General features: G+C 57.3%; 15 protein-coding genes and 10 pseudogenes. 8 read left to right on the plus strand and 17 right to left on the minus strand.

Going from position 1 to position 26,786, the window contains the following annotated elements:
• Positions 1-57 precede the first annotated feature (57 nt).
• Positions 58-1,978: pseudogene (locus JZM24_RS05525) on the plus strand (ABC transporter ATP-binding protein).
• 187 nt (positions 1,979-2,165) lie between these two features.
• Here JZM24_RS05525 and JZM24_RS05530 read toward each other — a convergent pair.
• Positions 2,166-2,759 (minus strand): LysE family translocator, encoded by a 594-nt coding sequence (locus JZM24_RS05530; RefSeq protein ID WP_215668946.1) that lies wholly within the window; start codon positions 2,757-2,759, stop codon positions 2,166-2,168.
• Between the two features lie 128 nt (positions 2,760-2,887).
• On the opposite strand from JZM24_RS05530, the gene JZM24_RS05535 reads away from it, so the two are divergent.
• Complete coding sequence (locus tag JZM24_RS05535; protein ID WP_215670017.1) at positions 2,888-3,109, plus strand: YheU family protein; 222 nt, start codon at positions 2,888-2,890, stop codon at positions 3,107-3,109.
• A 191-nt stretch (positions 3,110-3,300) separates the two neighbouring features.
• A pseudogene (locus JZM24_RS05540) lies at positions 3,301-4,171 on the plus strand (phosphoribulokinase).
• 385 nt (positions 4,172-4,556) lie between these two features.
• On the opposite strand, the gene JZM24_RS05545 reads toward JZM24_RS05540, so the two are convergent.
• Positions 4,557-4,964: an OsmC family protein gene (locus tag JZM24_RS05545; protein ID WP_215668948.1), complete on the minus strand. Its 408-nt coding sequence runs from the start codon at positions 4,962-4,964 to the stop codon at positions 4,557-4,559.
• Between the two features lie 317 nt (positions 4,965-5,281).
• On the opposite strand from JZM24_RS05545, the gene crp reads away from it, so the two are divergent.
• Together crp and JZM24_RS05555 are read left to right on the plus strand one after the other, a co-directional pair.
• On the plus strand, positions 5,282-5,914 hold the full coding sequence (crp, locus tag JZM24_RS05550) for a cAMP-activated global transcriptional regulator CRP (protein WP_011412109.1): 633 nt from the start codon (positions 5,282-5,284) through the stop codon (positions 5,912-5,914).
• A gap of 52 nt (positions 5,915-5,966) precedes the next feature.
• Entirely contained in the window at positions 5,967-8,051 is a 2,085-nt protein-coding gene (locus tag JZM24_RS05555) for a YccS/YhfK family putative transporter (protein ID WP_215668949.1), read from the plus strand.
• 69 nt (positions 8,052-8,120) lie between these two features.
• On the opposite strand, the pseudogene argD reads toward JZM24_RS05555, so the two are convergent.
• From argD to ppiA, 5 genes and pseudogenes are all read right to left on the minus strand, one after another.
• Positions 8,121-9,265 (minus strand): annotated as a pseudogene (gene argD / locus JZM24_RS05560) (bifunctional acetylornithine/succinyldiaminopimelate transaminase).
• Between the two features lie 193 nt (positions 9,266-9,458).
• A complete protein-coding gene (locus tag JZM24_RS05565; protein ID WP_215670018.1) occupies positions 9,459-10,040 on the minus strand; it encodes an aminodeoxychorismate synthase component II in 582 nt (193 codons plus the stop codon).
• Positions 10,041-10,500: 460 nt separating this feature from the next.
• Positions 10,501-11,094 (minus strand): annotated as a pseudogene (locus tag JZM24_RS05570) (putative adenosine monophosphate-protein transferase Fic).
• On the minus strand, positions 11,084-11,242 hold the full coding sequence (locus JZM24_RS05575) for a YhfG family protein (RefSeq protein WP_215668950.1): 159 nt from the start codon (positions 11,240-11,242) through the stop codon (positions 11,084-11,086). Before JZM24_RS05575 ends, JZM24_RS05570 begins: the two are co-directional and overlap by 11 nt.
• A 618-nt stretch (positions 11,243-11,860) precedes the next feature.
• Complete coding sequence (gene ppiA, locus JZM24_RS05580; protein ID WP_215670019.1) at positions 11,861-12,433, minus strand: peptidylprolyl isomerase A; 573 nt, start codon at positions 12,431-12,433, stop codon at positions 11,861-11,863.
• 298 nt (positions 12,434-12,731) lie between these two features.
• On the opposite strand from ppiA, the pseudogene tsgA reads away from it, so the two are divergent.
• Positions 12,732-13,913, plus strand: a pseudogene (gene tsgA / locus JZM24_RS05585) (MFS transporter TsgA).
• A 378-nt stretch (positions 13,914-14,291) separates the two neighbouring features.
• Positions 14,292-15,302 (plus strand): annotated as a pseudogene (locus JZM24_RS05590) (HoxN/HupN/NixA family nickel/cobalt transporter).
• 270 nt (positions 15,303-15,572) lie between these two features.
• Here JZM24_RS05590 and JZM24_RS05595 read toward each other — a convergent pair.
• On the minus strand, positions 15,573-15,830 hold the full coding sequence (locus JZM24_RS05595) for a DUF1127 domain-containing protein (protein ID WP_215668952.1): 258 nt from the start codon (positions 15,828-15,830) through the stop codon (positions 15,573-15,575).
• Between the two features lie 175 nt (positions 15,831-16,005).
• Here JZM24_RS05595 and JZM24_RS05600 point away from each other — a divergent pair.
• Positions 16,006-17,467 (plus strand): annotated as a pseudogene (locus tag JZM24_RS05600) (aminotransferase-like domain-containing protein).
• 12 nt (positions 17,468-17,479) lie between these two features.
• On the opposite strand, the gene JZM24_RS05605 reads toward JZM24_RS05600, so the two are convergent.
• From JZM24_RS05605 to JZM24_RS05645, 9 genes and pseudogenes are all read right to left on the minus strand, one after another.
• Positions 17,480-18,748, minus strand: coding sequence for a cytosine deaminase (locus JZM24_RS05605; RefSeq protein WP_376775537.1), 1,269 nt, complete (start codon positions 18,746-18,748; stop codon positions 17,480-17,482).
• Between the two features lie 182 nt (positions 18,749-18,930).
• A complete protein-coding gene (gene trpS, locus JZM24_RS05610; protein ID WP_215668955.1) occupies positions 18,931-19,935 on the minus strand; it encodes a tryptophan--tRNA ligase in 1,005 nt (334 codons plus the stop codon).
• Positions 19,932-20,643 (minus strand): annotated as a pseudogene (locus JZM24_RS05615) (phosphoglycolate phosphatase). The gene trpS and the pseudogene JZM24_RS05615 overlap by 4 nt, the downstream one beginning before the upstream one ends.
• Positions 20,636-21,316 (minus strand): ribulose-phosphate 3-epimerase, encoded by a 681-nt coding sequence (gene rpe / locus JZM24_RS05620; RefSeq protein WP_215668957.1) that lies wholly within the window; start codon positions 21,314-21,316, stop codon positions 20,636-20,638. The pseudogene JZM24_RS05615 and the gene rpe overlap by 8 nt, the downstream one beginning before the upstream one ends.
• 46 nt (positions 21,317-21,362) lie before the next feature.
• Positions 21,363-22,175: an adenine-specific DNA-methyltransferase gene (dam, locus tag JZM24_RS05625; protein WP_215668959.1), complete on the minus strand. Its 813-nt coding sequence runs from the start codon at positions 22,173-22,175 to the stop codon at positions 21,363-21,365.
• An 87-nt stretch (positions 22,176-22,262) separates the two neighbouring features.
• Positions 22,263-23,306, minus strand: a pseudogene (locus JZM24_RS05630) (SPOR domain-containing protein).
• Positions 23,307-23,410: 104 nt separating this feature from the next.
• Positions 23,411-24,496, minus strand: a pseudogene (aroB, locus tag JZM24_RS05635) (3-dehydroquinate synthase).
• Positions 24,497-24,536: 40 nt separating this feature from the next.
• Positions 24,537-25,058, minus strand: a complete 522-nt coding sequence (gene aroK / locus JZM24_RS05640; RefSeq protein ID WP_011412117.1) for a shikimate kinase AroK — start codon at positions 25,056-25,058, stop codon at positions 24,537-24,539.
• 334 nt (positions 25,059-25,392) lie between these two features.
• Positions 25,393-26,637, minus strand: coding sequence for a secretin GspD/PilQ domain-containing protein (locus JZM24_RS05645; protein ID WP_246579891.1), 1,245 nt, complete (start codon positions 26,635-26,637; stop codon positions 25,393-25,395).
• Positions 26,638-26,786 lie beyond the last annotated feature (149 nt).

Raw genomic sequence — 26,786 nt, forward strand, 5'->3', positions numbered from 1 at the left:
GATATCCTGTTTAACATTCAACTATATCAATTTAACATACTCTAACTATGGCGCTTTATGATTGTTTTCTCCTCGTTGCAAATTCGTCGCGGTACCCGCGTACTCCTGGACAACGCCACCGCCACAGTCAATCCGGGGCAAAAAGTCGGGTTGGTCGGCAAAAACGGCTGCGGCAAATCCACGTTGCTATCGCTGCTGAAAAAAGAACTCAGCGCCGATGCCGGCGGCGTTAGCCTGCCCGCGAATTGGGCGATGGCCTGGGTCAATCAGGAAACCCTCGCACTGGACGTACCGGCATTGGAGTATGTTATCGATGGTGACCGGGAATATCGTCAGCTCGAATCTGAATTAGTTATTGCCAATGAAAAAAATGACGGCCATGCCATCGCCACGCTGCACGGTAAACTGGACACGATTGACGCCTGGACGATTCGCGCCCGCGCCGCCAGCCTATTAAGCGGTCTGGGCTTCAGCCAACCGCAGCTGACGCAGCCGGTACGGGCTTTCTCCGGCGGCTGGCGTATGCGTCTGAATCTGGCGCAGGCCCTGCTGTGCCGCTCCGATTTGCTATTGCTGGACGAGCCCACCAACCATCTGGATTTGGATGCGGTCATCTGGCTGGAAAAGTGGCTGAGAAATTACCCCGGCACGCTTATCCTGATCTCTCACGACCGGGATTTCCTTGATCCCATCATTAACCGGGTGTTGCATATTGAGCAACAGTCCCTGAATGAGTACGCCGGCAACTATATCATCGTTTGAGCTGCAACGCGCCACCAAACTGGCTCAGCAACAGTCGCTCTACCAGCACCAGCAGGAAAAAGTGGCGCATTTGCAGCACCATATCGACCGATTTCGCGCCAAAGCGACCAAGGCTAATCAGGCGCAAAGCCGCATCAAGATGCTGGAACGCATGGAACCCATCGAACCGGCCCATGTGGACAATCCCTTCCAGTTCAGTTTCCGTACGCCGGAGAGTTTGCCCAATCCGCTGCTGACGATGGAAAAGGTCAGCGCCGGCAATGGCGATACCCTGATTTTACGCTCCATTAAGCTTAATTTGGTACCCGGTTCACGCATCGGTCTGCTGGGGCGAAATGGCGCGGGTAAGTCGACGCTTATCAAGCTGCTGGCCGGAACCCTGGCGCCGCGGTCGGGGGCGGTGTCGCTGGCGAAAGGCATTAAACTTGGCTATTTTGCCCAGCACCAGCTTGAGTTCTTGCGCGCCGATGAGACGCCGCTGCAACAGCTCAGCCGGTTGGCGCCGAAGGAGTCTGAGCAGTCGCTGCGCGATTTTCTGGGCGGCTTCGGTTTCCAGGGCGACCAGGTCACGGAGCAGACGGCGCGTTTTTCCGGCGGCGAGAAAGCGCGGCTGGTGCTTGCGCTGATCGTCCGGCAGCGCCCCAATCAGCTGCTGCTTGATGAGCCCACCAACCATTTGGATCTGGATATGCGTCAGGCGCTGACCGAGGCGCTGATCGACTTCGACGGCGCGCTGGTCGTGGTATCACACGATCGCCATTTGCTGCGTTCCACTACTGACGAATTTTATCTGGTGCATGAGGGTCAGGTTGCCCCCTTCGACGGCGATCTGGAGGATTATCAGCAATGGTTGGCGGAACAACAGCGGCCGCGCGGGTCAAATACCGATACGGACGCCATGCCTGCCGCCGCGAACACGGCGCAGACGCGCAAAGACCAAAAGCGGCGCGAGGCGGAATTTCGCAAAGAGACACAACCGTTGCGCCAGGCCATCGGTCGCCATGAACAACATCTGGCTTCGCTGGGGGCGGAACTGGCCGAGGTTGAAGGCCAGCTTGGCGACAGCGCGTTGTACGACAACGCCCGTAAAATCGAGCTAAACGATTGCCTGCAGCGACAAGGTAAACTGAAATCGGCGCTGGAGGCGACGGAGCTGGCCTGGCTGGAAGCGCAGGAACAATTGGAGGCGCTGACGCAGGCGTTTGACGCACAGTAGCCCACGTTCAGCGCTAAACCGGCGCAGTGCAGGCCGCGCTCAAGGCCACAAAGAGGACGCACGCCGCACTCAACACCAAAGCGACGATAGGCAGAGCGCTACAGCGGCAGCGCAAGCACCGTGCCCAACGCCTGAACCTAGCGTGCAAACCTCGCCCGGCGCCAGAGGTGTAACGCACAGACCGCGTTTAGCGCCAAATTAGCACGACGCAGGCGGCGGTCAGCAGCCCCATCGCCAGATTGAACAGCGTCCAGGCACGCCGGCTTTTCAGCAGCCGGCCAATCACCGTGCCAAAGGCCAGCCAAATAGCGCCCGAGACAATATTGACGGCGGCGATACCGATGCTTATCGCCATCACCGAACCCGCATACGCCTCCCCGGCCAGACTAAAGCTGGCCACCGCACCGAGGGCCATCAGCCACGACTTCGGATTAAGAAACTGTAGCAGACCGCCCTGATAAAATGGCACCGGCTGCGTATCGGTATCCAGCTTTTCATAAACGGCGGTCGCGATTTTCCAAGAAAGCCACAGCAAATAGAGGCTGCCGGCCACTTTTAGCGTAAAATGCACGACGGGATAGAGTGTGATAAGGCTGCCGACGCCGCAGGCCACCAGCAGCAGCATGCACTGCATGCCAAGCATAATGCCGAACATCAGCGGCATAGAACGCCAAAAGCCAAAATGGGCGGCCGAGGCGGTAAGCAGCATATTATTTGGACCGGGGGTGATAGCGGCAACCCAGAGAAAACATAGCATCGATAAAAACAGACCCAGCTCCATATAACCCGCACTATTACTCCCGACAATAACGCTTATGAAATTATCAGTGCGATGCCGATTCGACAAGCGAATTGTCGGTGAAATTTCGTCACGCCGCCGGCTCGCCCACCACTGGAGAAATGCCGATAATGATCATTCCCTGGCAGCAGATCGAACCCACCACGCTATATAATCTGATTGAATCGTTTGTGCTGCGCGAGGGCACGGATTATGGCGAGCAGGAAAAGATCCTGCGGCAAAAAGTCGCGGATGTGTTACGCCAAGTGCAATCCGGCGAAGCAGTGCTGGTGTGGTCGGAACTGCATGAAAGCATTAATATTATGCCACGCGGCCACTATCGTCCCGATTAGCGTCGCCGCCGGTGCGGTCAACCCCGCGACCGGGCCCGTTCGGCCATTCCCCCCGGACCGCCCCCCCGGCTACCGTAAGGCGGAAACGAGCAAGCCTGGCGGTGGCCCTGCGGCGCCAAACGTGATAACAATAACCTGCGCCCGCCCGCACGTCATCTGACAGAGGTTATCAACATTATTAAGGTCACATTATGTCAGCACAACATCCGATTATAGCGGTCACCGGCTCCAGCGGAGCCGGTACCACCACTACCAGTCTGGCTTTTCGCAAAATCTTCCAGCAATTAAACATCTGCGCCGCCGAGCTGGAAGGCGACAGCTTTCATCACTTCACGCGGCCGGAAATGGATCTGGCTATTCGTAAAGCGCGTGATTTAGGCCGGCATGTCAGTTATTTCGGCCCGGATGCGAATAACTTCGATCTGCTGGAGAGGACCTTTTATCACTACGGTGAAAGCGGGCGCGGACAAGCGCGCAAATATTTGCATACCTATGACGAAGCGGTTCCTTATAATCAGGTCCCCGGTACCTTTACCCCCTGGCAGCCGCTGCCGGAGCCGACCGATGTACTATTCTACGAAGGACTGCACGGCGGCGTCGTGACCGAGCAAAATGATGTCTCCCGGCATGTGGATTTGCTGGTGGGGGGTGGTACCGATAGTCAACCTGGAATGGATACAGAAATTGGTGCGCGATACCAATGAACGCGGTCACTCGCGCGAGGCCGTAATGGATTCCGTGGTGCGATCCATGGAGGATTATATCAACTTTATCACGCCGCAATTTTCCCGCACCCACATCAACTTCCAGCGGGTGCCAACGGTGGACACCTCCAATCCCTTCGCGGCTAAAACGATTCCTTCATTGGACGAAAGCTTTGTGGTTATCCACTTCCGCGGCCTGGACGACATCGATTTTCCCTATTTATTGGCCATGCTGCAGTGTTCGTTTATTTCCAATATCAACACACTGGTAGTGCCGGGTGGCGAAATGGGTCTGGCAATGGAACTGATTATGGCGCCGCTGGTCAAGCAATTGCTGGAATGGAAACGGATTCGCTAACCGGCGGCGCGTTTTTCTACCGGGGGAAGACGCTGCCGCGCGGCGTACGTTCTTTGTGCTCTGGCACGGCAAGCCGGCGCATGGCCCGACACGGGAGGCCGCCTACGGTAAGCCATGGTGCAGTCGAAGTCTACGCGCCGACGTTGGTGTGGCGTAGCCCTGCGCCAGCGTGATTTGCCGTTAACGGGCGGCGTTTCGGCTGTGGCAGAGTGTGTAGCGGCGGGAGTAGCCGTCAATCGGCGGTGCCAGGGTTATGGCGCCGTGGAGGGCCTGCACCGTCGCCACCGGGGATGCAGGCGGCGCTGATGCCGCGAAGCAGGCGACACCGTTCTGCGGTTATTCGCCTGTTATCGCCGCCCTGACGCCCGTCCGCCACCTCATGCTATCAGTCGAGGTTACGCACTTCAAAGCTGTGTCTGATAGTGGCGGCTTTGCCTAACATAAGCGATACCGAACAATACTTTTCCGCCGATAGCGCGACCGCGCGCTCTACAGTCTTATCCGTCAGGTCGCGACCGGTAACAACAAAATGCAAATTGATATGGGTAAACAGGCGCGGCGCTTCCTCGCGGCGGGTCGACGTCAGTTTGACCTCGCAGTCGCGCACGTCGGCGCGGCCTTTTTGTAGAATCGACACGACGTCAATAGCGCTGCAACCGCCGGCGGACATCAGCAGCATTTCCATCGGACTGGTGGCCTTTTCGCCACTGTTGCCATCCATGATGATCTGGTGGCCCGAGGCGGATTCGCCGATAAATGACAGCCCTTCCACCCACTTCACTCGCGCTTGCATAACGTTAACTCCTGATAAAATTCTTGGTGAAAGACTACCTTTTTGCCGGCAAACTGGCAATGTAACCGCAGATGCATCATGCTGAAGCGAGACAACACAAGACAGTCTCTCAAAGCTATGCTAAAAAACAAGGCAGGATCGAACTCACAGACAGTGAAAGAGCAAGAGAGCGATCGAAACGTCACCAACATTGGACCCTGATAAGTTCCCTTGGAGGTTCCTTTTATGAACGGAATGACATCATAATAACACCTTACCTTACAGGGAATACGCCGCTCCTGATAAAGGACAGCGATGACAAAAGAGGATAACAGCGAATGGTTCTCGGCAAACCGCAAACAGACCCGACTCTCGAATGGTTCCTGTCTCATTGCCATATTCATAAGTATCCATCGAAGAGTACGTTGATTCACCAGGGTGAAAAGGCAGAAACGCTCTACTACATCGTCAAAGGCTCCGTCGCGGTGCTTATCAAGGATGAAGAAGGCAAGGAGATGATCCTTTCCTATCTTAATCAGGGCGATTTTATCGGCGAGCTGGGGTTGTTTGAAGAAGGGCAGGAGCGCAGCGCTTGGGTGCGGGCGAAAACAGCCTGTGAAGTGGCAGAAATTTCCTATAAGAAATTCCGCCAGCTGATACAGGTTAATCCCGACATTCTGATGCGTCTGTCGTCACAAATGGCCAGCCGACTGCAGGTAACCTCCGAGAAAGTCGGCAATCTGGCCTTCCTGGACGTGACCGGGCGAATCGCGCAAACGTTACTGAACTTAGCCAAGCAGCCGGACGCCATGACCCACCCGGACGGTATGCAAATTAAAATTACCCGGCAGGAAATCGGCCAGATTGTCGGCTGTTCACGGGAAACGGTCGGGCGTATTCTGAAAATGCTCGAAGATCAGAATCTCATTTCTGCTCACGGCAAAACCATTGTCGTTTACGGTACCCGCTAATCCCTTTCACCGCTGGCATGGTCAGGACGGCCATGCCCTCTTTAGTTGACTTATGTGGCGCAGACTCATCTATCACCCCGAAGTAAATTATGCCCTGCGGCAAACGATAGTCCTGTGCCTGCCGGTCGCCATCGGCCTGATGTTCGACAGCCTGCAGCAGGGTCTGCTGTTCTCCTTAGTACCCGCCTGCTGTAATATTGCCGGCCTCGATCAGCTCCATAAGCGTTTTTTTAAACGGCTGGTCGTCGGCGGCGCGCTGTTTGCCCTCAGCAGTATTTTTATTCAGTTGCTGTTAGCGCACGGCGCCCCGCTTCCGTTTGTCATGCTGGGTCTGGCGCTGCTGTTTGGCGTCAGCGGCGAAATCAGTCCGCTGCACGGCCGCCTGCTGCCGTCATCGCTTATCGCCGCGGTGTTTACCCTTGGGCTGACCGGCAATGTGCCGCTCTGGCTGCCGCCGCTGCTCTACCTGGCGGGCACCGCCTGGTATGGGTTGTTTAATGCGTTGTGGTTCCGGCTGTGGCAAGAACAGCAGATGCGCGAGGCGCTCAGTCCGCTGTACAGCGAGCTGGCGGATTACATCGAAGCTAAATACAGCCTGCTGACTCAGCATACCGATCCCGACAGCGCGCTGCCGCCGCTGTTCGCCCGCCAGCAGAAAGTCATCAATCATATAGCGCAGGTGTATCAGCAGTTGCATATGCTCTCCGCTAACCATCTCACCCAGTACAAGAGGTTGTTGCGCGCCTTCCAGGTCGCGCTGGATTTACAAGAGCATATCGCGGTGAGCCTGCATCAGCCGGACGAAGTGCAAAAGCTGGTGCAGCAAAGCCATGCCGAGGCGGTTTTGCGCTATAACGCGCGTGTGGTCGCCGCTCGGCTGCGCCTTCTGGCGGAAGATATTCTTTATCATCGCTCGCCCGATCGTTTTGCCGCCGATGTCGGCCTGTCGTCGCTGGAAAAGATCGCCCGCCACCATCCAGATAACCCGGTGGGCCAGTTCTGCTATTTCCATTTCAGCCGCATCTATCGCCTGTTGCGTTCCCAACGCCCGCTGTACCGTCGCGATGTGATGGCGGATAACCAGCAACGTTTGCCGTTCTGGCCGGCGCTGAGAAGTTACTGCTCGCTTAAATCGATGGCGCTGCGCAATGCTACCCGCCTGGGCATTATGCTGGCTGTCGGCAGTAGTCTGGGCCTGGTGTTTAATCTGCCGAAACCCTACTGGATCCTGATGACTATCATGTTTGTCAGCCAGAACGGCTACAACGCTACCCGGGTGCGTATTCAGCATCGGGCATTGGGTACCCTGGCGGGTCTGGTTATCGCCGCGGGGACGCTCCAGTTACAGATGGGAGACGGCGTTATCCTGACCGGCATGCTGCTAGTGACGCTTGCCGGCTATTTGGTGCTGCGTAAAAATTACGGTCTGGCGATGACCGGCATGACAGTGGTGACCGTGTATACCCTGCAGCTGCTGTCGTTAAACGGCGCGCATTTCCTGCTGCCGCGGCTGGTCGATACCTTGATTGGCTGTATGCTGGCGTTTGGCGGCATGCTATGGCTGTGGCCGCAATGGCAGAGCGGGCTGCTGCGCAAAAACGCCCACCAGGCGCTGGAGCGCGATCAAGAGGCGTTGCGGTTGCTGCTGCAACCTGACCCCACAGCGCCGGCGTTGGCCTATGCCCGCATGGGGGTCAATCAGGCGCATAATGCCCTGTTCACGTCTTTGAGCCAGGCGATGCAGGAACCGGGGTTTAATTCCCGTTACCTCAGCGATATGCGCCTGTGGGTCACCCACAGTCAGTTTATTGTTGAACATATTAATGCCATGACCACGCTGGCGCGCGATCACTATATGCTGACCGCTACGCTGGCGGCCGATTATCTGGCCTCCTGCGAGGTGGCGCTGCAAAGCTGTCAGCAACGGCTGGAATATGACGGACCGAGCACCGAGAACCCGGGAATTTTTAATACCGACGGTCCACAGGATCAGGCGGTAACGCTGATGGAGCGCCATCTACGGCGCATTTTGTTCCATCTCGGCGTCATGCACACCATTTCGTCGGTGGCCTGGCCGCAGCGGATGCAGCACGGGTTTTGGCTTGCGCGCCGCTTGCGCGATACTCCGCCGGACTAGCGCCGTGACAGGAGAAGCCTTCGACGGCAGTATTGCCGGTAACGCGCCGACAAACCTGCCGTCCGCCCGTCAATCCGAGCGGGTGACGTGCGCTACGGCTTTCTCAAAGCGCGCCAACCCCTCGGCGATATCATCAAACGCCACCACCAGCGAGGGGGCGAAGCGAATCACATCGGGGCCGGCGTTCAGGATCATGACCCCTTCCAGCTCGTCGGCATGCAGGAAATCACGTGCCCGTGCCTGATAGCCCGGCGCCAGCTCCGCGCCCAGCAGCAGCCCCATGCCGCGCACCTGAGTGAAAACATGATGCTTGGCGTTAATGTCATGCAAAGCCTGGATGAAACGTGCATGACGCTCATTGATACCGGACAGCACCTCAGGAGAGTTGATGACGTCCAGCGCGGCTTCCGCCACCGCACAGGCCAGCGGGTTGCCGCCGTATGTCGTGCCGTGGGTGCCGACCGCCATGACTGAAGCAATGTCTTCGGTTGTCAGCATCGCGATAATGGGGAAACCGCCGCCCAACGCTTTGGCAGTGGTCAGAATATCCGGCTGCACGCCGTAATGCATATAGGTGAACAATTTGCCGCTGCGGCCCATGCCGCATTGCACTTCATCCATCACCAGCAGCGCCTGATGCTTATCGCATAATTCCCGCACGCCCTGCAAAAACGCCGGCGTCGCCGGGGTAATGCCCCCTTCCTCCTGTATCGGCTCAAGGACGATAGCGCAGGTGTGATCATCAATGACGGCTTTCACCGCGTCGAGATCGTTGAACGGCACATGGACGATATCCGCCGGTTTCGGCCCAAACCCGTCCGAATACTTTGGCTGCCCCCCACCGACACGGTAAACAGCGTGCGGCCATGAAAGGCATTATGAAACGCAATGATTTTGGTTTTATACGGACTATAACGGGTAATGGCGTAATGGCGCGCCAATTTGAACGCCGCCTCGTTTGCCTCGCCGCCGGAATTGGCGAAAAACACGCGGTCGGCAAAAGTGGCATTAATGAGCTTACGCGCCAGGCGCAGAGCCGGTTCGTTCGTAAAAACGTTGCTGGTATGCCACAACGTTTCCCCCTGCGTTTTCAACGCCGCCACCAGCGCCGGATGACAGTGCCCCAGCGCGGTAACCGCGATGCCGCCGGAGAAATCGACGTATTCTTTGCCCTGCTGATCCCAAACCCGGCTGCCTACGCCTTTTACCGGAATGAACTACGCGGGTGCATAAACCGGCAAAATAACCTGATCGAACGTTTCCCGGGTGACTGCGGCATCGTCTGTTTTCATAAGGCATTTACTCTGTCTAAGGTGTGATAAGAAATGAAAATATAGTCATGTAATATGAATAAAAAGTCACACTCACGTCAAGCGCTATTACCGTTAAAGAAAAATGATACCGGCATCAGCGGTCGAGGAAATTCGCCAGCAAAGAATGACCTTGTTCACTCATAATGCTTTCAGGATGAAACTGTACACCTTCCAGCGGCAAGGAACGATGGCGGATAGCCATAATTTCATCCGGTTCGCCCTCGCGCTGGCTCCAGGCGGTCACCGCCAGACAGGACGGTACGCTGGCGGCATCGATGATAAGCGAGTGGTAGCGTGTTACCGTCAGAGGCTGCGCCAGGCCGGCAAACACGCCTTGGCCATCGTGACGGATAACGGAGGTTTTGCCGTGCATAACCCGACGTGCACGAACGATACGCGCGCCGAACGCCTGACCGATAGCCTGATGCCCCAGACAGACCCCCAGGATCGGCATTTTGCCGGCAAAATGGCGAATAGCCGCTAGAGAGATCCCCGCTTCGTCCGTGGTGCCAGGACCGGGGGAGATGACCAGCCGCGCCGGCGCCAGCCGCTCGATATCCGCGAGATCCAGACTGTCATGACGACGCACCGTCACTTGTGCCCCCAGTTCACAGAAATACTGATAAAGATTCCAGGTGAATGAGTCGTAATTATCGATTATCAGCAATCCGTTCATAATCCCCCTTAAACTATAGCTCATACGCCTCTGCCGCCACACCTTCGCGCGCCGCTCGACGTCGAACTCCTATGTGCAGCGAGTGTATGATAACAGCGGCGACGTGACTACGGACATTGCCGCAAAAGTTCGGCATGAAAGGCCTTCAGGCGGTTATCCAGCGCGGAGGGGTAACCGGGTATCGGCAGCTGAACAGCCCCGCTTTGCTGTTACCTTCAGCGGTATACGCCGGCACAGGCTGGGGTGCACCCTGCTAGCAGACGCCATTCAGCCGCGGGCAATACGGGGGGGGCAGGGGTGGGATAGCGCGCCAGACGGCGGCGTGAGTGCCGCGCGAGCGGCAATGTCGCCGGCAGAGCCGGCCCCCGGGGGGGTCAAGATGTCACCTTGGGATGCGAATACCCCGCGGCGGCCGATATCGCCAAAAGCACCTGACACCGCGTGGACGGTGTAACCGATATCAGTCCGGCTCGCTCACCGACAGCCGGAACAATGTGGCCAGCGGCGCCGGATCGCCAAACGCCCCGGCCTCGTTGGCGCGCAGCCAATCCTGCCGGTTAATGGGGCGCCAATGAATATCATAGCCAGCATGGATAATCAGTTGCTCAAAGAAGATCCGCTGTGCCCGCCCATTTCCCTCCCGAAAGGGGTGCAACATGTTAATATCGGCGTAATAGGTTGCCAATTTTTCACAGAACGGCTCAAACGCAAGCTGGTGCAGGTAATCCTCTTCTTCCAGACGCTGCATCACCGCATTTCCTTCCGTCTCCAAATAGGCGAAGTGGTAAAAGCGGGTATCGTTTTGATAAATATCCACGCTGCGCAACTGGCCCGCCCAGGGATAAATATCCTGGAACAGCGAGTGATGAATGGCGCACAACCAGGGTAACCACATCGTGGCCGGTCCGAGCTCCAGCGAGGCGGCGCGCAGCGCGCTCAGCGCCAATTACGCTTCTTGTAGTCCTGCAGCTTCATGAATATTCAGGCGATTACGCAGCACCTTCAGACCTGGGTAAAAATAGGGATCGCGATCGTCGCCGATTTTATCGTTCATAATGCCTCCTCAGCGCGTCCAGACGGGCAGACAGCGCCTCGCCTTCAAGTGCGACTGGCGCAGTGTCATAGCTTTCTAGCCGGTTACTGGCGCAAAAATTTTCATTCCGTCGCTGTGCAAATAGCCGCGCTTTTTGTTTATCGGTCATTTTTTCATCAGCCGCTCCTATCAGATGCTACCAGTTTCCTGGAAAGAGTAAGTATAACCCGCATTAGCAGCTTCGCCGGGACAGGCAGAGCGGGGTCGATACAATCGGTAAAGCAGGAAAAAGGGATAGCTCACGGGGATAAATCGTCGCCAGTCATCGGCAATCGCCGGCGATCTACAGGTCAGGCATAGGGCAAGCACACTGCCTTCAGCAGCCAGAGAGGATGAGGGCGAGCATCTTGCCAGCAGCAGTTAGCGACAATGAGGGCAAAGCGCCCTGCCGTTAGCAGCCAGAGAAGACAAGGCAAAGCGCCCTGCCTGCAGCCGTCCGAGAACACCAGGGCAAGCGGTATGCCGAGTTTCATTCGTCATAAGATAAGAAACACCCGGCGTCACTCTGTCTGCATAGGTGACAACTGAGAGCGGGCGCTATTTTTCACATGCAGCTGGAAGCGGCCGTCGCGGCACGGATGCGTAAAAGGAAAGCGACCGCGCCCAACGGCTGTGCAACCCACGCTAAAAGCCTGCTGCGTGGGACGTCGGTTTTAGCCCGCACCAACCCGTATAACGGCCGGGAACCGCTGTAAGCCCGAGCCGTTATGCCTCAGTGCCGCTAGGCTTAAGGCAACACTTTGGCGGAGAGAATGACAATCGGCTTAACCGGCACGTTCTGATAGGGCCCCTCATTCTTGGTGGGTACCTGAGCGATTTTATCCGCGACCTCGATACCCTTCACCACTTTACCGAACACGGCATAGCCGAAATCGCGCTGGCCGTGATCGAGGAACGCATTGTCCGCCACGTTAATGAAGAATTGACTGGTCGCGCTATCTTTATCAGCGGTCCGCGCCATGGCAATTGTACCGCGGGTGTTGCGCAGGCCATTGTCGGCTTCATTTTTGATTGGCGCACGGGTGGGCTTTTGCGACATGTCCTGGTTGAATCCGCCGCCCTGGATCATGAAGCCGGGGATCACGCGGTGGAAAATGGTGTTGTTATAAAACCCGCTGTTGACGTATTGCACAAAGTTGTTCACCGAAACCGGCGCTTTGGCGCTGTCCAATTCCAGCTCGATGTTGCCCGCCGAAGTCGTCAACAGCACATGGGAGTCCTGTGCTGCGGCATATGCACCCGCAGAGCAAAATGTCAGGGCAAGCAGGGTAGCAGCGGTCGCCAGAGAGCGTTTGAGCATAAGAATTCCTTTTAAGAGATAAGGCCACGGGAAGCGATTAGATTCTAAAGAGCCGCTTCCGGCAGTGCCAGACATTTACCTTTTTTACGTAACGGAGTATTTACGTCGTTGCCGACCAAACTGTGATGAAACGCCCACCCTTCCCACCTGCCGCAGGTGAAGATATTATCTGCTAGACATTTAACAGCAAATAATAAATAAGCCATGATAGGATCCCTCCTCCCGCAGACAAGCAGGATGTCATTACTTAAGAGGCCAGTCTTTCATCGGTCGACATCAGATTAAAACTAGGTTTAAAATGAATAAAAACAACAAATTAAGACTAACATGGATTAGTTTCTTCTCCTATGGTCTCACGGGCGCGCTGGTCATCGTCACCGGCGTGGTACTGGGTAACATCGCCGACTACTTCCAGTTACCCGTTTCCCGTATGAGTAATACCTTAACGTTCCTTAACTCCGGAATTTTAGCGGCGATTTTCCTCAATGCCTGGCTGATGGAAATCATCCCGCTGAAACGGCAGTTGATGTTCGGCTTTCTGTTGATGGTGCTGGCGGTGTTGGGGTTAATGAGCGGCCATAATCTGACGATATTCTCCCTGTCGATGTTTGCCCTAGGGGTGGTCAGCGGTATCACGATGTCCATCGGCATCTATCTGATTACTCATCTGTATGCGGGGCGGCAGCGCGGCTCGCGCCTGTTGTTTACCGACTCGTTTTTCAGTATGGCCGGTACGCTATTTCCCATGCTGGCCGGCGTGCTGCTGGCGCGCCATATTACCTGGTACTGGGTGTATGCCTGTATTGGCTGGGTGTATGTGGTGATCTTTGTGCTGACTCTGCTTTCCGATTTTCCGGTGCTGAAAGCGCGCGACGCCGAGGGGACAGCTGACGCCGCAAACACGAGAGTCCTGGGGTCCGGGCGTGGCGCTGCTGGCACTGGCCGCGCTGTGTTATATCCTTGGCCAGCTCGGTTTTATCTCTTGGGTGCCGGAGTACGCGACGTCGCGTTTCAATATGGATATTCAACAGGCCGGCGGGCTGGTAGGTAACTTCTGGACCGCTTATATGATAGGGACGTGGGTCTTTAGCGCACTGCTGCGCTTCTTCGATTTGCAGCGCATCGTGACGGTGCTTGCGGCGCTGTCGGCGGCTTTCATGTATGGGTTTATCCACGCCGGCGACCCCGCTCTGTTACCCTAGTGTTTGCTGGCGCTGGGCTTTGTTTCCAGCGCGATTTACACCACGATCATTACCCTGGGCTCGCAGCAGACCCAAGTAACGTCGCCCAAGCTTATCAATTTTATCCTGACCTGCGGCACCATGTGTTGACGTTTGTCGTTACCGGTCCTATTGTGGCCCGTTACGGCGGCGGCGCGGCGCTGCAAGCCTCCAACCTGTTGTATGTGACGGTGTTTGTCCTGTGCTTGCTGCTGGGCTTTGTCAGTCGTCACCGTATCCATAGCCAGGCTGTCGGCTGAGGGTACAGGCCGGCTTGTTGCCCAAGCCGGCCTCTTTCACCACTCTCTCTTGCAACGGTAGCCCGGCGAGCACCGCGCGCCCAAGGCCAAACCCTTTTATGCCGACAGTGGCCGCAAAAGATCGCCGCGCCGGGTTAATGCAACTCAACATCATCTATTTGTTCACTCACCTTCATCATGTCATAGTAGTTTCGCGCGCCGTAATAGCCTGGATTGTTCTGACTCGCAATCGTTTGCTCAGTGGCATGCTGCGCCCGCATTTGTTCGCCGCCGGCAAGGACGCCCCGCCACCCCGTGCGCCTTCAGCCGCCGCGGTGTCCATGATGACCCCGAGCGCGCACACGTTACTCTTTCTCTGTCTATAAGGACCTTGTGACCATGACCAGATCTTCTCCCGCCGTTTCTCGCGCCCCGCTGTTATTGGCGGCGCTGATTGGGGCCAATCTGTTCAGCTGGACCTGGGCGCTGTTGGTTTTCGGCCACAATAGCGCCCTCATCGCCGCCAGCCTGCTCGCCTGGAGCTACGGCCTGCGCCATGCGGTCGATGCTGACCATATTGCCGCTATCGACACCGTGACCCGTCAATTGATGCAACAGGGCCAGCGCCCGACGGGAGTAGGCGCATTTTTTTCCCTGGGGCATTCTACGATCGTCATTCTGGCCACTTTCGCTATCGCGCTAACGGCCTCCGCCTTTCAGGCCCATATGGGTTGGCTGCATACTTACGGCGGCATGATAGGATCCGCCGTTTCCAGCGGCTTTTTGCTGCTGATGGCGCTGAGCAATCTCCTTATTCTTAAGGGCATATGGCGCCGGTTCCGCCGGCTCAAGCAGGGAAACGGCGTGGCGCCCGAGGAGCCGCTGGGGGGCGGGCTGATGTACCGTCTGTTTGGCGCACTGATCCGATTAACGCGCAAAAGCTGGCATATGTACTTGGTGGGTTTTTTATTCGGGCTGGGGTTTGATACCGCGACCGAGGTGGGTCTATTGGGCTTGTCCGCCGCCGGCGCATCGGCGGGTATCGCTATCTGGTCGATAATGATCTTCCCGGCGCTGTTCGCCAGCGGCATGGCGCTGGTGGACACTCTGGATAACCTGATGATGATTAACGCCTATGGCTGGGCGCTGAATAAGCCGCAGCGCAGGCTTTATTACAATATGACCGTCACCGCCACCTCGGTGCTGGTGGCGCTGTTCATCGGCGGACTTGAGGCGGCGGGACTGCTGGCGGAAAAGTTTGATCTGCATGGCGCACCCTGACGGCTGGTCGCTTCGCTCAATGATCAGTTGGGCAACGCCGGTTTTGTGGTGATTGGACTGTTTGCCGTGTGCTGGGGTATTTCGGTGCTTAACTACCGCTGGCGGCGCTATGATAAGCTCCCCGTCTGATAATGCTGCGCCCGCAGTTCAGCACGGTAAATACCACAAGCGCGCTGAAAAATGACGGTTGGCACTGCTGACTGTCTGTGGGCACACAGTGCCCGGCGATGGCGCCGACAGTCTGTGGGCACACAATGCCCGTCTTCCGTGCCGCCTACAGTCTATGGGCACTGTACTCGTCGTCTGCCCGTGGGCCGCAATGCCCGGCGCGGGCGGTATTCTTCCCAGCGTGGGCGCCTTAGAGGCCAGATGCCCTGGCAGCACCCGCTGTGGTTGTCTTTAGCGCCGACGGTCGCTCCAGCGCGGGTGAAGCGTCTCGTTGTAGCGATGAATGTCGTCGCGCTTCAAATCGATGTCCCGCAGCTGGTCGTCGCTAAGGACGAGCAAGATACGTTTGTCGCGCCGGTAGAGCCCACAGCGGCGAAGCCGCGCCCAGAGGCGGCGTACAAAGCCTGACCGACCCGGGGCGGCCGGGCAAACGGCGGGGTCGGATTGCGCCAATAGCAAGGCGGTACAGTATTCCGGTGACGTTTTCATCATAGCTCCTGTGGCTTGGGGACAGGACTATGATGGAAGATCGCCTCAATACGGTACAGATTCAGAAAGGCACAATTTTAAGTATACAGATTGCGATTATTTCATCTGTAATGGTATTATTACGCACGATCTGTACCGGTTTTCACGCTAACGCGGCCATCTGTATGAGGCAACTATGACCCGCTACCATCATCTGGCCGACATCATCGGCGAACGCATCGAACAAGGGCTCTACAACCGCGGCCAACGCCTGCCATCTGTGCGCGCGCTGAGCGTGGAACATGGCTGTCAGCATCAGCACCGTACAGCAGGCCTATCGCGTGCTCGAACACCGCCAATTAATCACCGCCCGCCCCAAATACGGCTATTTCGTCTGTCAGCAACACGGACTGCCGGCGCTGCCGGAAATGTGCCGACCCGCGCAGCGACCCGTGGAAATTTCGCAATGGGATCTGGTGCTGCAACTTACCCGCACCCGTAGCGCCCGCGACGTTATTCATTTAGGGCCCGGCGTGCCAGACGTTACTGCCACCACGCTGAAACCGCTGCGGACCCTGATGAGCCGCGTGGCGCTGCACCCGGATCTACGCAGCATGCATTATGATGAACTGAGCGGCTCCGCACCGCTGCGGCAGCAGATCGCGCGGCTGATGATAGACAGCGGCAGCCACGTAGCGCCGGAAGGGGTTATCATCACCACCGGCTGTCACGAAGCGTTGTCTATTGCCATTCATGCGCTATGCCGGCCCGGGGATATTGTGGCGGTAGACTCACCCAGCTTTCACGGTGTCACCCAAATCCTGAAGGGTTTCGGCATGAAGGCGATGAAAATTCCCACCGATCCCCTGACCGGTATCAGTCTGGAGGCGTTGGAACTGGCCCTCGAACAGTGGCCAATCAAGGCTATCCAATTGACGCCCAACTGCAATAATCCGCTTAGCTATATCATGCCGGACGCCCACAAGGTGGCGTTATTGACGCTGGCGCAACGTTACGATACGCCGATCATTGAAGACGATGTGTATGCCGATCTGGCCTATCACTACCCCCGCCAGCGGACAATAAAATCCTTTGACGAGGATGGGCGGGTGCTGCTGTGCAGCTCGTTTTACAAAACGCTGGCGCCGGGATTGCGTATCGGCTGGATCGAGCCAGGGCGCTATATGGAGCAGGTGCTGCACATGAAATATATCGGCACCGGCGCCACCGCCACGCAGCCGCAGCTGGCCATCGCCGAATTTCTGCGTCAGGGGCACTACCTCAAGCACGTGAGCCGGATGCGCGCCCGCTATCAGCTTAATCGCGACATCATGACGGAATGGGTGCAGCGGTATTTTCCGGTAGGGACCCGTATAAGCCGGCCGCAGGGCGGTTTTCTGCTGTGGATAGAGTTGCCGCCGGCGTTTGATACCGTGCGGCTGAACCGTCAATTGGAAAGCAAGGGCGTGCAGGTAGCGGTGGGACCGATTTTCTCCGCCTCCGGGAAATACCGCCACTGCCTGCGCCTCAATTATGCCAACCGTATGACGCCGGCTATCGAGGCCGCGGTAAAATGCATCGGCGAAACGGTGGCGCAGCAGCTGGAGGCCTGCGCCAAGCTGAACCCGGCAGCGGAAACGGCGCAGGACGAACAGTAATATCCCACCTGTTCAGCGGAAATCCACGCTCTCCGGCTGCGCTAAATACAGCCGTGATGGCGACGACGGGGTTTCCGCGATCACCTGTCCGTGACGAATAACATAACGCGGCGGCGTCTGACGTCTTATTGCGTCGAAACCATTTTCCGCCGGCAGGATCAGTAAATTGGCCCGATAGCCGCATTTGATGCCGTAATCGCTCAAATTAAGCGTTCGCGCGCTATTGGTAGTAATCAAATTTAACCCTTTATTAATCTGCTCATACCCCATCAGCTGGCATACGTGCAGGCCCATATGCAGCACCTGCAACATATTGCCGGTGCCGAGAGGGTACCAGGGATCAAACACATCATCATGGCCGAAGCAAACATTTATCCCTTGCGCCAACATTTCTTTCACCCGGGTGACGCCGCGGCGCTTGGGATAATCATCAAAACGGCCCTGCAGATGAATATTCACCAGCGGATTGGCGACGAAATTGATGCCTGACAGTTTCAGCAGGCGGAACAGCCGCGCGGTGTAAGCGCCATTATAGGAATGCATGGCGGTGGTATGACTGGCGGTGACCCTGCCGCCCAGCCGGGCCTCCAGCGCCAGCGTCGCCACGGTTTCCACAAAGCGCGATTGTTCGTCATCTATCTCGTCGCAATGAACGTCCACCAGCTTGTCGTACTTTTGCGCCAGTGCAAAGGCTTTATGCAACGACGCGATGCCATACTCGCGGGTAAATTCATAATGAGGAATGGCGCCGACCACATCGGCACCCAACCGCAACGCTTCCTCTAACAAGACTTCGCCGTCCGGAAAAGACAGGCTCCCTTCCTGAGGAAACGCCACCAGTTGCAAATCAACCCACGGCGCCGCTTCCTGCTTGACCTCCAGCAGCGCTTTCAACGCCGTCAGCGAGGGATCGGAGACATCCACGTGGCTGCGTACATGCTGAATACCGTTGGCGATCTGCCATTTCAGCGTCTGCCCGGCGCGGGTTTTGACGTCTTCATGGGTCAGGGTCGCTTTGCGCTCGGCCCAACGGGCAATGCACTCAAACAGCGTACCGGACTCGTTCCAGCGCGGGTCACCGGCGGTCTGTGTGGTATCCAGATGGATATGGGGTTCGACAAACGGTGGAATTGCCAATCCGCCCTCGGCATTAAGGACGCCTTCGCCGTCCTGCTGACCCTGATTTTGCGGCGCCAGACGGCGGATGATTCCCTGCTCGAGGGTGATTTGCCATAAACCTTCACGCCAAGGCAGCCGGACGTGACTGATAGTATGCAGCAGGGGGTTAGGCACGGATTACCTCGCTTTTATCAGGGGCCTGCATGATAAATAGCGTAACTGCGGCAGAATAACAACCGCATATAATTCATTACCTTTGCCGGGTGACACGGAAAAAGCGTAGTGACGCGCCGCGCGGCCCGGCACTAGCGGGGTAAGGCCGGGCGCGCGTGGGGTGTGATTCCTCAGGGTTTGGCGACGAAGCCAACAGCTTCATAAACCTTGGCCAAGGTCACGCTGGCTCGAGCGCGGGCTTTTTCCGCCCCGTCGTGCAGCACTTGATTCAAATAGGCTTCGTCGGCACGCAGTGCGTGGTAGCGAGCCTGTAACGCGGTCAGCATTTCCGACACCGCATCGGCGACGGCAGATTTCAGATGGCCGTACATTTTACCGGCGAATGCCTGTTCCAGCTCCTCCACCGGCGTACCGGTCACGCCGGACAAAATATCCATCAAGTTGGAGACGCCGGGTTTCGCCACGGGATCGTAACGCACCACCGGCGGTTCGTCGGAGTCGGTTACCGCGCGTTTGAGCTTCTTAACCACGGATTTTGGATCTTCTAGCAATGTGATGACGTTATTACGGTTGTCATCGGATTTCGACATCTTTTTTGTCGGATCCAGCAACGACATCACGCGCGCGCCGGATTTGGGGATAAACGGCTCAGGAACGGTGAAAATATCGCCATACAGCGCATTAAACCGTTTGGCGATATCGCGGCTGAGCTCCAAATGCTGCTTCTGATCTTCCCCAACCGGCACCTGATTGGTCTGGTAGAGCAGAATATCCGCCGCCATCAGCACCGGATAATCAAACAGCCCGGCGTTGATGTTTTCGGCGTAACGGGCCGATTTATCCTTGAACTGAGTCATCCGGCTCAGTTCGCCGAAATAGGTGTAGCAGTTCAACAGCCAGCCCAGTTGGCTATGCTCCGGCACGTGCGACTGAATAAAAACCGTACTTCTGGCGGGATCGATACCGCAGGCTAGATACAGCGCCAGAACGTCCAATGTCGCCTTGCGCAGCTGCCGGGCATCTTGTCGGGCGGTGATGGCATGCAGGTCGACGATGCAATAAATACAGTCATACTCATCCTGCATACTGACCCACTGACGCAGCGCACCAATATAGTTGCCAATGGTCAGTTCCCCCGACGGCTGCGCACCGCTGAATACGATGGGCTTACTCATTTTAAACGGTCCTGATTAACGAAAGGTGGCAGCCCGAGCACGGGCAAAAGATCGGCAAAACGGTCCAGAACGTAATCCGGATGACTCAAGGTGATCGCTTCACCGTAGTTATAGCCATAGGTCATGCCGGCGCTTGGGCAGCCAGCGGCCTGGGCCGCAAGTATATCATTGCGTGAATCGCCAACTAACAGCAGCTCACGGGCATAAAGCCCCAAATGTCCGAGCACCAGATAAAGCGGCGCGGGATGTGGCTTCTTGGCCGTAACATCATCGCCGCCAATGATCAGGGCAAAATGGCGCTCGATGCCGAGCGAGGCCAGCAGCGGTGCGACAAAGGGCGTGGGCTTATTGGTCACCACCGCCATCGGCAGCCATTGAAGCGAAAGTTGCGCCAGCGTATCCGCGACCTCGGGAAACAACGAACTGCCCGCCGCCACCGTCGCGGCATAGTGTTCATCGAAGCGCAGACGGGTGGCACGCTGCAACGCGGCATCCGGCTCGGCATCGGTAGCCCAGCGCAGCGCGCGCGCCACCAGTACGTCGGCGCCGTTGCCGATCCAAGTGGCGGGCGATGCGCGCCAGACCGGCCTGGGGCAGCCCCTGCTCTGACAGCGTCCGATCAAGCGCGGCGGTTAAGCCGGGGGCGCTGTCGGTCAAGGTGCCGTCAAGATCAAATGCGATACCGCGGATAGGCTGTTCTTCACGCATTCCCCGCTGCTCCCGCCAATGCCTGACGCATGGCGTCGATAACGGTTCGGTAATCCGGCTGGCTGAATATAGCTGAGCCGGCGACGAACATATCGGCGCCCGCGGCGGCGATAGCGCCAATGTTGTCAACTTTGACGCCGCCGTCCACCTCAAGCCGGATATCCCTGCCGCTGCGATCGATAATCTGGCGCGCCTGGCGCAATTTATCCAGGGTCGAGGGCAGGAAAGACTGGCCGCCAAAACCGGGGTTGACCGACATTAGCAAAATGACATCAAGTTTATCCAGCACATACTCAAGGCAGCTCAGCGGCGTGGCGGGGTTGAAGACCAGCCCGGCTTTGAAGCCGTGCTCTTTGATGAGCTGAAGTGAGCGGTCAACATGCTCTGACGCCTGCGGATGGAAGGTAATGTAACTGGCACCAGCGGCGGCAAAATCCGGGATCAGGCGATCGACCGGTTTGACCATCAAATGCACGTCAATGGGGGCGGTAATGCCATAGTTGCGCAGCGCTTTAAGCACCATCGGCCCCATGGTGAGATTAGGGACATAATGATTATCCATCACATCAAAATGCACTACGTCCGCCCCGGCGGCTAGCACCCGGGCGGTATCTTCACCCAGGCGGGCAAAATCCGCGGAAAGGATGGAAGGGGCGATTAGAAAGTTTTTCATCCGGTCTCCCGTCAGTTACGGTCAGTCTGCTGCGGGACGGCCCCGCTCAGAGATATAACGCCAGCAGCTCACTTACGCTGCTGCGCCCGAAGATATTGCTACTGATGGTGCGGCGTGTCGTGACATGATGCAGCACCGCATCACCATACCATTGCCGGGTTAGCGCGGTATCGTGATTGGAAATCAGCACCGGTACCCGGATTTCGCGAGCCAGCTGGCTTGCGAGGCGCGCCAGATTCTGCTGTTCGGTCAGACTAAAGCTGTTGGTATGGTATGCCGTAAAATTTGCGGTGGTCGAAAGCGGCACATAGGGCGGATCACAATATACCACCGAACCCGCTACGGCGCGGGATAGCGTTTGTTGGTAGTGCTCGCAGACAAACACCGCCCGGCTGGCCTTCTCGGCAAACCGGTAAAGTTCCAACTCTGGAAAATACGGCTTTTTATAGCGGCCGAAAGGAACGTTGAACTCACCGATCAGGTTATATCGGCACAGGCCGTTGTAGCAATGCCGGTTGAGATAAAGAAACAGTACCGCGCGCCGATGGGCGTCCGTGCAGAGATTAAATTCGCTGCGCAGCAGGTAATACATCTCAGAGATGTTGGCGTCAGCGGCAAATAATGCCCGGGCGTCGCGGATAAAATCGTTCGGGCGCTCTTTAACGATATTGAACAGATTGATGAGATCACTGTTGATATCAGCGAGGATGTATCGATCGTAATCGGTATTGAGAAACACCGAACCGGCGCCGACAAAAGGCTCTATCAAACAATCACCCGCCGGCAGGTGACGGCGAATAACCTCTATTAGCGGATACTTGCCGCCGGCCCATTTTAAAAACGCGCGGTTCTTCTTCATGCCTTCGCTACTTACTCACACTCTTCAGAGCCGCGTATTGTACCCTGTTTACCATAGCGCTACAGCGCTATCTTCAGGAACGCTTAATTAATTCTGGCCCTTTTTAACCTGACCGATTTGCCGCGCCCAGGGTTTTTTGGCCTGCACATCGGCAGGCAATTGCGCCACCGCGTTTTTCGCCTGCGACAGCGTAGGATAAACCCCATCCACCAGCACGTACCAGGGCTTGCCGTCACGACGGGTCTGATAAACCCAGTAGTGGCTCAGTTGTTGTTGGCGCGCATAGGCGTTAAGCGCCGCCGGCTGCGAAGCGCTGCTTAACTGCAGCGTGTAATAACCGGCGGGCGCAGATTGAATCGAACCCGCGACGCCCCCACTGGACGCTGACGAAGCGGACGGCGCGGCGGCGCGAGAGTTTGCTGCCGCTTTCGGCGCGCTGGCGGTCTGGCGGCCGGCGCTGGGCACCATCGGCGTTTGTTTCGGCTCACGGCGGGCGGCGGCGGGCGCCTTCACCGGCGCGGTCGACGTCGCTTTATGTTGCGCGCCGCCGCGGCTGCCCGGCGTCAGGGTGGCTGCTGCGGTGGGCAGGGTCGAAACCGGTCCCTGACCGTTCATTTGTGCGGCCACGCCGTTAACCAGGCCCTCTTGTTGCGACAAGGCATCGGCCATGTTGCCCGGTAATTCCACGCGTTGCTGCCCGCTCGGCGTGGTCACCGGCGCAGCTTGCGTCGGCGTGGAGGCAATCTGCGGCGCGTTCAGCTCTTACGGGGCGGACGTGCCGTTACTGCCGTTTACCGCCGGCGGCGCGCCGTTTTGTGTATTGTTTGCCGCCGGCGCAGCAGCGCCAGGCGAAGACGGACCTGCGTCAGCGCCGGAAGTCGAGCCGGAGAGATCGATATTACGCTGACCGTTATTGTCCGCTCCCTGGCGGTATGAATCGGTGCGGGGCGGGGATTTCAGCGCTGAACCAATGCTTATTACCAGCAACAACAGCACTAAAATGCCAATACCTATCATCAAATGCTGTCTGTATACCGGCACCTTCGGCACGGTAGGACCTTTCCGCTGGCGGTGGGGACGGCGATCGCTGCTATCGGGTCTCAGTTCGTCTTCCGACTTGAACTCATCCATATAAAACTCTCCGACTGAGAGGGGCTTTTCCAGCGCCGGAGCGCGGGAAGGGTTTATCACAATAAACCGGCTCGCCGACGCGCCCAGGCGCGCGGCCGGCCGGCTTAGGCCTGGCAATCATTAATAGATGCCACCACCATATCATCAGCCACGCCGGTGCGCACTTGTGCATTGCCCAGCGTCACCGGCAGCACCAAACGCAGCCGGCCGGCGATGACTTTTTTATCGCGCATCATATGCGGCAGGTAATCCTCCGGCGCCATTTCCGCCGGGCCGCTCACCGGCAGTCAGTCCCGCTGCAGCAGCGCACTGACCCGTTGGGCATCGACATCACTGAATTGACCGAGCCGACGCGCGGTGCGCACTGCCATCATCATGCCGGCGTGCACGGCTTCGCCATGCAGCCAGTTGCCATAGCCCATATGGGTTTCGATGGCATGGCCGTAAGTGTGACCGAGATTCAGCAGCGCACGCTGGCCCTGCTCGCGTTCATCGGCGGCCACCACGTCCGCTTTCAGCTCGCAGCAGCGACGAATGCAATAGGACAGCGCCTGCGGCTCCAGCGCCAGAAGCGCTTCAAGATTGTCCTCAAGCCAGGCGAAAAACGCCGCATCAAGAATGATAACGTACTTGATGACTTCCGCCAGGCCCGAGGAGAGTTCCCGCCGCGGCAGCGTGTTGAGGCAGTCTAAATCTATGACCACCGATGCGGGTTGATAAAAGGCGTCAATCATGTTCTTGCCGAGAGGGTGATTGACCGCGGTTTTACCGCCCACCGACGAGTCGACCTGTGAGAGTAACGTGGTGGGTACCTGGATAAAACGCACGCCGCGCTGATAACTGGCGGCGGCGAAGCCGGCCAGATCGCCGATGACGCCGCCACCGAGCGCGACAATGCTAGTATCGCGACCGTGGGGTTTGGCCAGCAGCGCAGTGAAAAACTGATCCAGCACCATCAACGATTTGTTCTGTTCACCGTCGGGCAAAACGACCCGATCGACCTTGACGCCGGCCTGGGTCAGCCGCTGGCACAGAGGTTCCAGATACAAAGGCGCGAGGCGGTCGTTGGTAACCAGCATGGCGCTATCGCCGCGCGTCAACGGCCAGAAAGACGCCGGATCGTTGAATAATCCGGCGGCAATGGTAATCGGGTAGCTGCGCTCCCCTAATGTAACGGTAATCCTCTCCATGGTACGCTCAATGACCTTTTCTGCATCTCGTTAATTCAGATTAGCTGCTTTCCAGCATATTGATAATTTGGTTAGCAACAACCTTGGCGCTTTGTTCGTCGGTACGGATAGTCACGTCCGCTATTTCTTCATACAGCGGGTTACGCTCGCGAGCCAGAGCTTCAAGAACCTCGCGCGGCGGAGCTTCGACTTGCAACAGCGGGCGTTTCTTATCACGCTGCGTACGTGCGAGCTGTTTTTCAATGGTGGTTTCGAGATAAACAACCACACCGCGGGCGGAAAGGCGGTTGCGTGTTTCGCGCGATTTCACGGAGCCACCGCCGGTAGCCAGCACAATCCCCTGCTTTTCGGTCAGTTCGTTGATGACTTTTTCTTCTCGATCGCGGAAGCCGTCTTCGCCTTCCACGTCAAATACCCAGCCTACATCAGCCCCGGTGCGTCGCTCAATCTCTTGATCAGAATCGAAAAACTCCATATTAAGTTGTTGAGCCAACTGACGACCAATAGTGCTTTTGCCGGCACCCATAGGCCCAACCAGAAAGATATTGCGTTTCTCTGCCATGTTTTTCGGTATTACTAAGATTATTCGTTAATGACAACCCGCCCCGCCAATCAAATTAGCGGCGGGACCTAAACTGAAACCTCATGAGCGTTAGTGCGAGAATCAAGCGAAAATTATCTCAACACTCCGTGTAGTTTGGCAACCGATTAAATCGATGCCCACACCGCAAGCAGGATCCCCGGTATCACCACCGGTAGGACGTTTGACGCAACCTCAGCGTTGCTCAATGGGTTACCCTTGTAAGCGAAATCGCCGACAGCGTCAAATTGATAACGAAAAAAACGCATAAATTGTTGCCGCGTACCCGCTTTTGTCCAATGCAGGGGCCGGTAGTCTATCCTGATATGCGGGTTGGCGTAATAAAAATAACTAATTTACGTTGTTTATAATTAGCTCGTTGGCGCTTAAATAACGCCCCTACCAGCGGGATATCGGCCAACAGCGGTACCCGATCATGGCTGCGCTGCTTTTGATGCTGAAAAATGCCGCCGAGCACAATAGTTTCACCGTCGACAATCGTTACCTGAGTTTTGATCTCTTCCGTATCGATGGTAACGCTTTGACTGTCGCCTTGCTTGATGATACTGCCCGGCACATTCTGACTCAGCCGCAAATCCAGTGTGATGCGTCCGTTGCGCAGAATGCGCGGCGTCACCTCCATACACAGCACCGCCTCCTTGAACTGGATAGAAGGGTGCTTGGCGTGGCCGCTGGTCATCGGATAAGGGATTTGCGCCCCCTGCTTGATGCTGGCGGTCTGCTGATGGGCGGTATAAAGACGCGGACTCGCCAGAATATCCACTTTATTTTCCTGCTCCAGCGCGGTCAGCTCCAGCTCGAGCATCCGGCCGTTCAGGCGCGCCAGCGGTAGCCAGATACGTGCCAAATGTCCGCCGACGGGCATTTTAGCGATCGCGCGCGCATCATCTCGCGTGTTTTCCGCCGGATAGCGCCAATTGACCCCGACTTCGCGCAAGTTTTCCCGGCTGATGGTGACAATATGGGCGGTAATCAACACCTGCTCCAACGGGACATCCCAAACAGCGATCCAATCGTTAACGGCGGTTAGCGCGGAAGCGGTGTCACGCAGCACCAGCGAATTGGTGCGCTTATCGAGCTGGACGCTTCCCCGGGATGACAGCAGTGAACTGCGCTTGGCGTCAATGCTGCGAACCACCTCCGCCGCGTCGGCGTATTGGAGGGTAATCAACCGGTTAACCAGTGGCGCGCCCACCTCCCGCGCTGCCGGCGCCGTGGCCTTTTCCGGCCCCGGGTCATCCGGTGCTTCCTGCAACGATACCACCAGCGTGCGTCCCTGACGGGTCGGCTGTAGGCCGCCTGCCGTCAGAATCAGTTCCAGCACCTGGCGCCAGGGCATCTCGTGCAGCCGCAGCGTAACCTCGCCTTCAACGCCCGGCGTCACCACCAGGTTAAGCCCGCGCAGGGCGGCCAGTGCCTGCAGTACCTGTCGCACCGGCGCATCATCAGCGCGCAGCGACAGCGTGCCCGGTGCGGTGCCGCGCCGCAGAGAAAACAGGGAAGACGGCGGCATGTCAGACGACAAACGGACTTTCGCCATGGCGCTATCCTGTGGGTGGGAGCCGGCGGATGGCGGCCGGAACGGATCTCGCGGCGCCGCACCGCCGTTGCCAGTTGCCGCCGTGGGCGGATCGTAGGCCGCCGCGAGTAGGTCGTACGCTGCTGCCGCCGACGGATCGTTTGCCGCCA

The sequence above is a fragment of the Candidatus Sodalis endolongispinus genome (assembly GCF_018777395.1).
GTDB lineage: Bacteria > Pseudomonadota > Gammaproteobacteria > Enterobacterales > Enterobacteriaceae > Sodalis_B > Sodalis_B endolongispinus.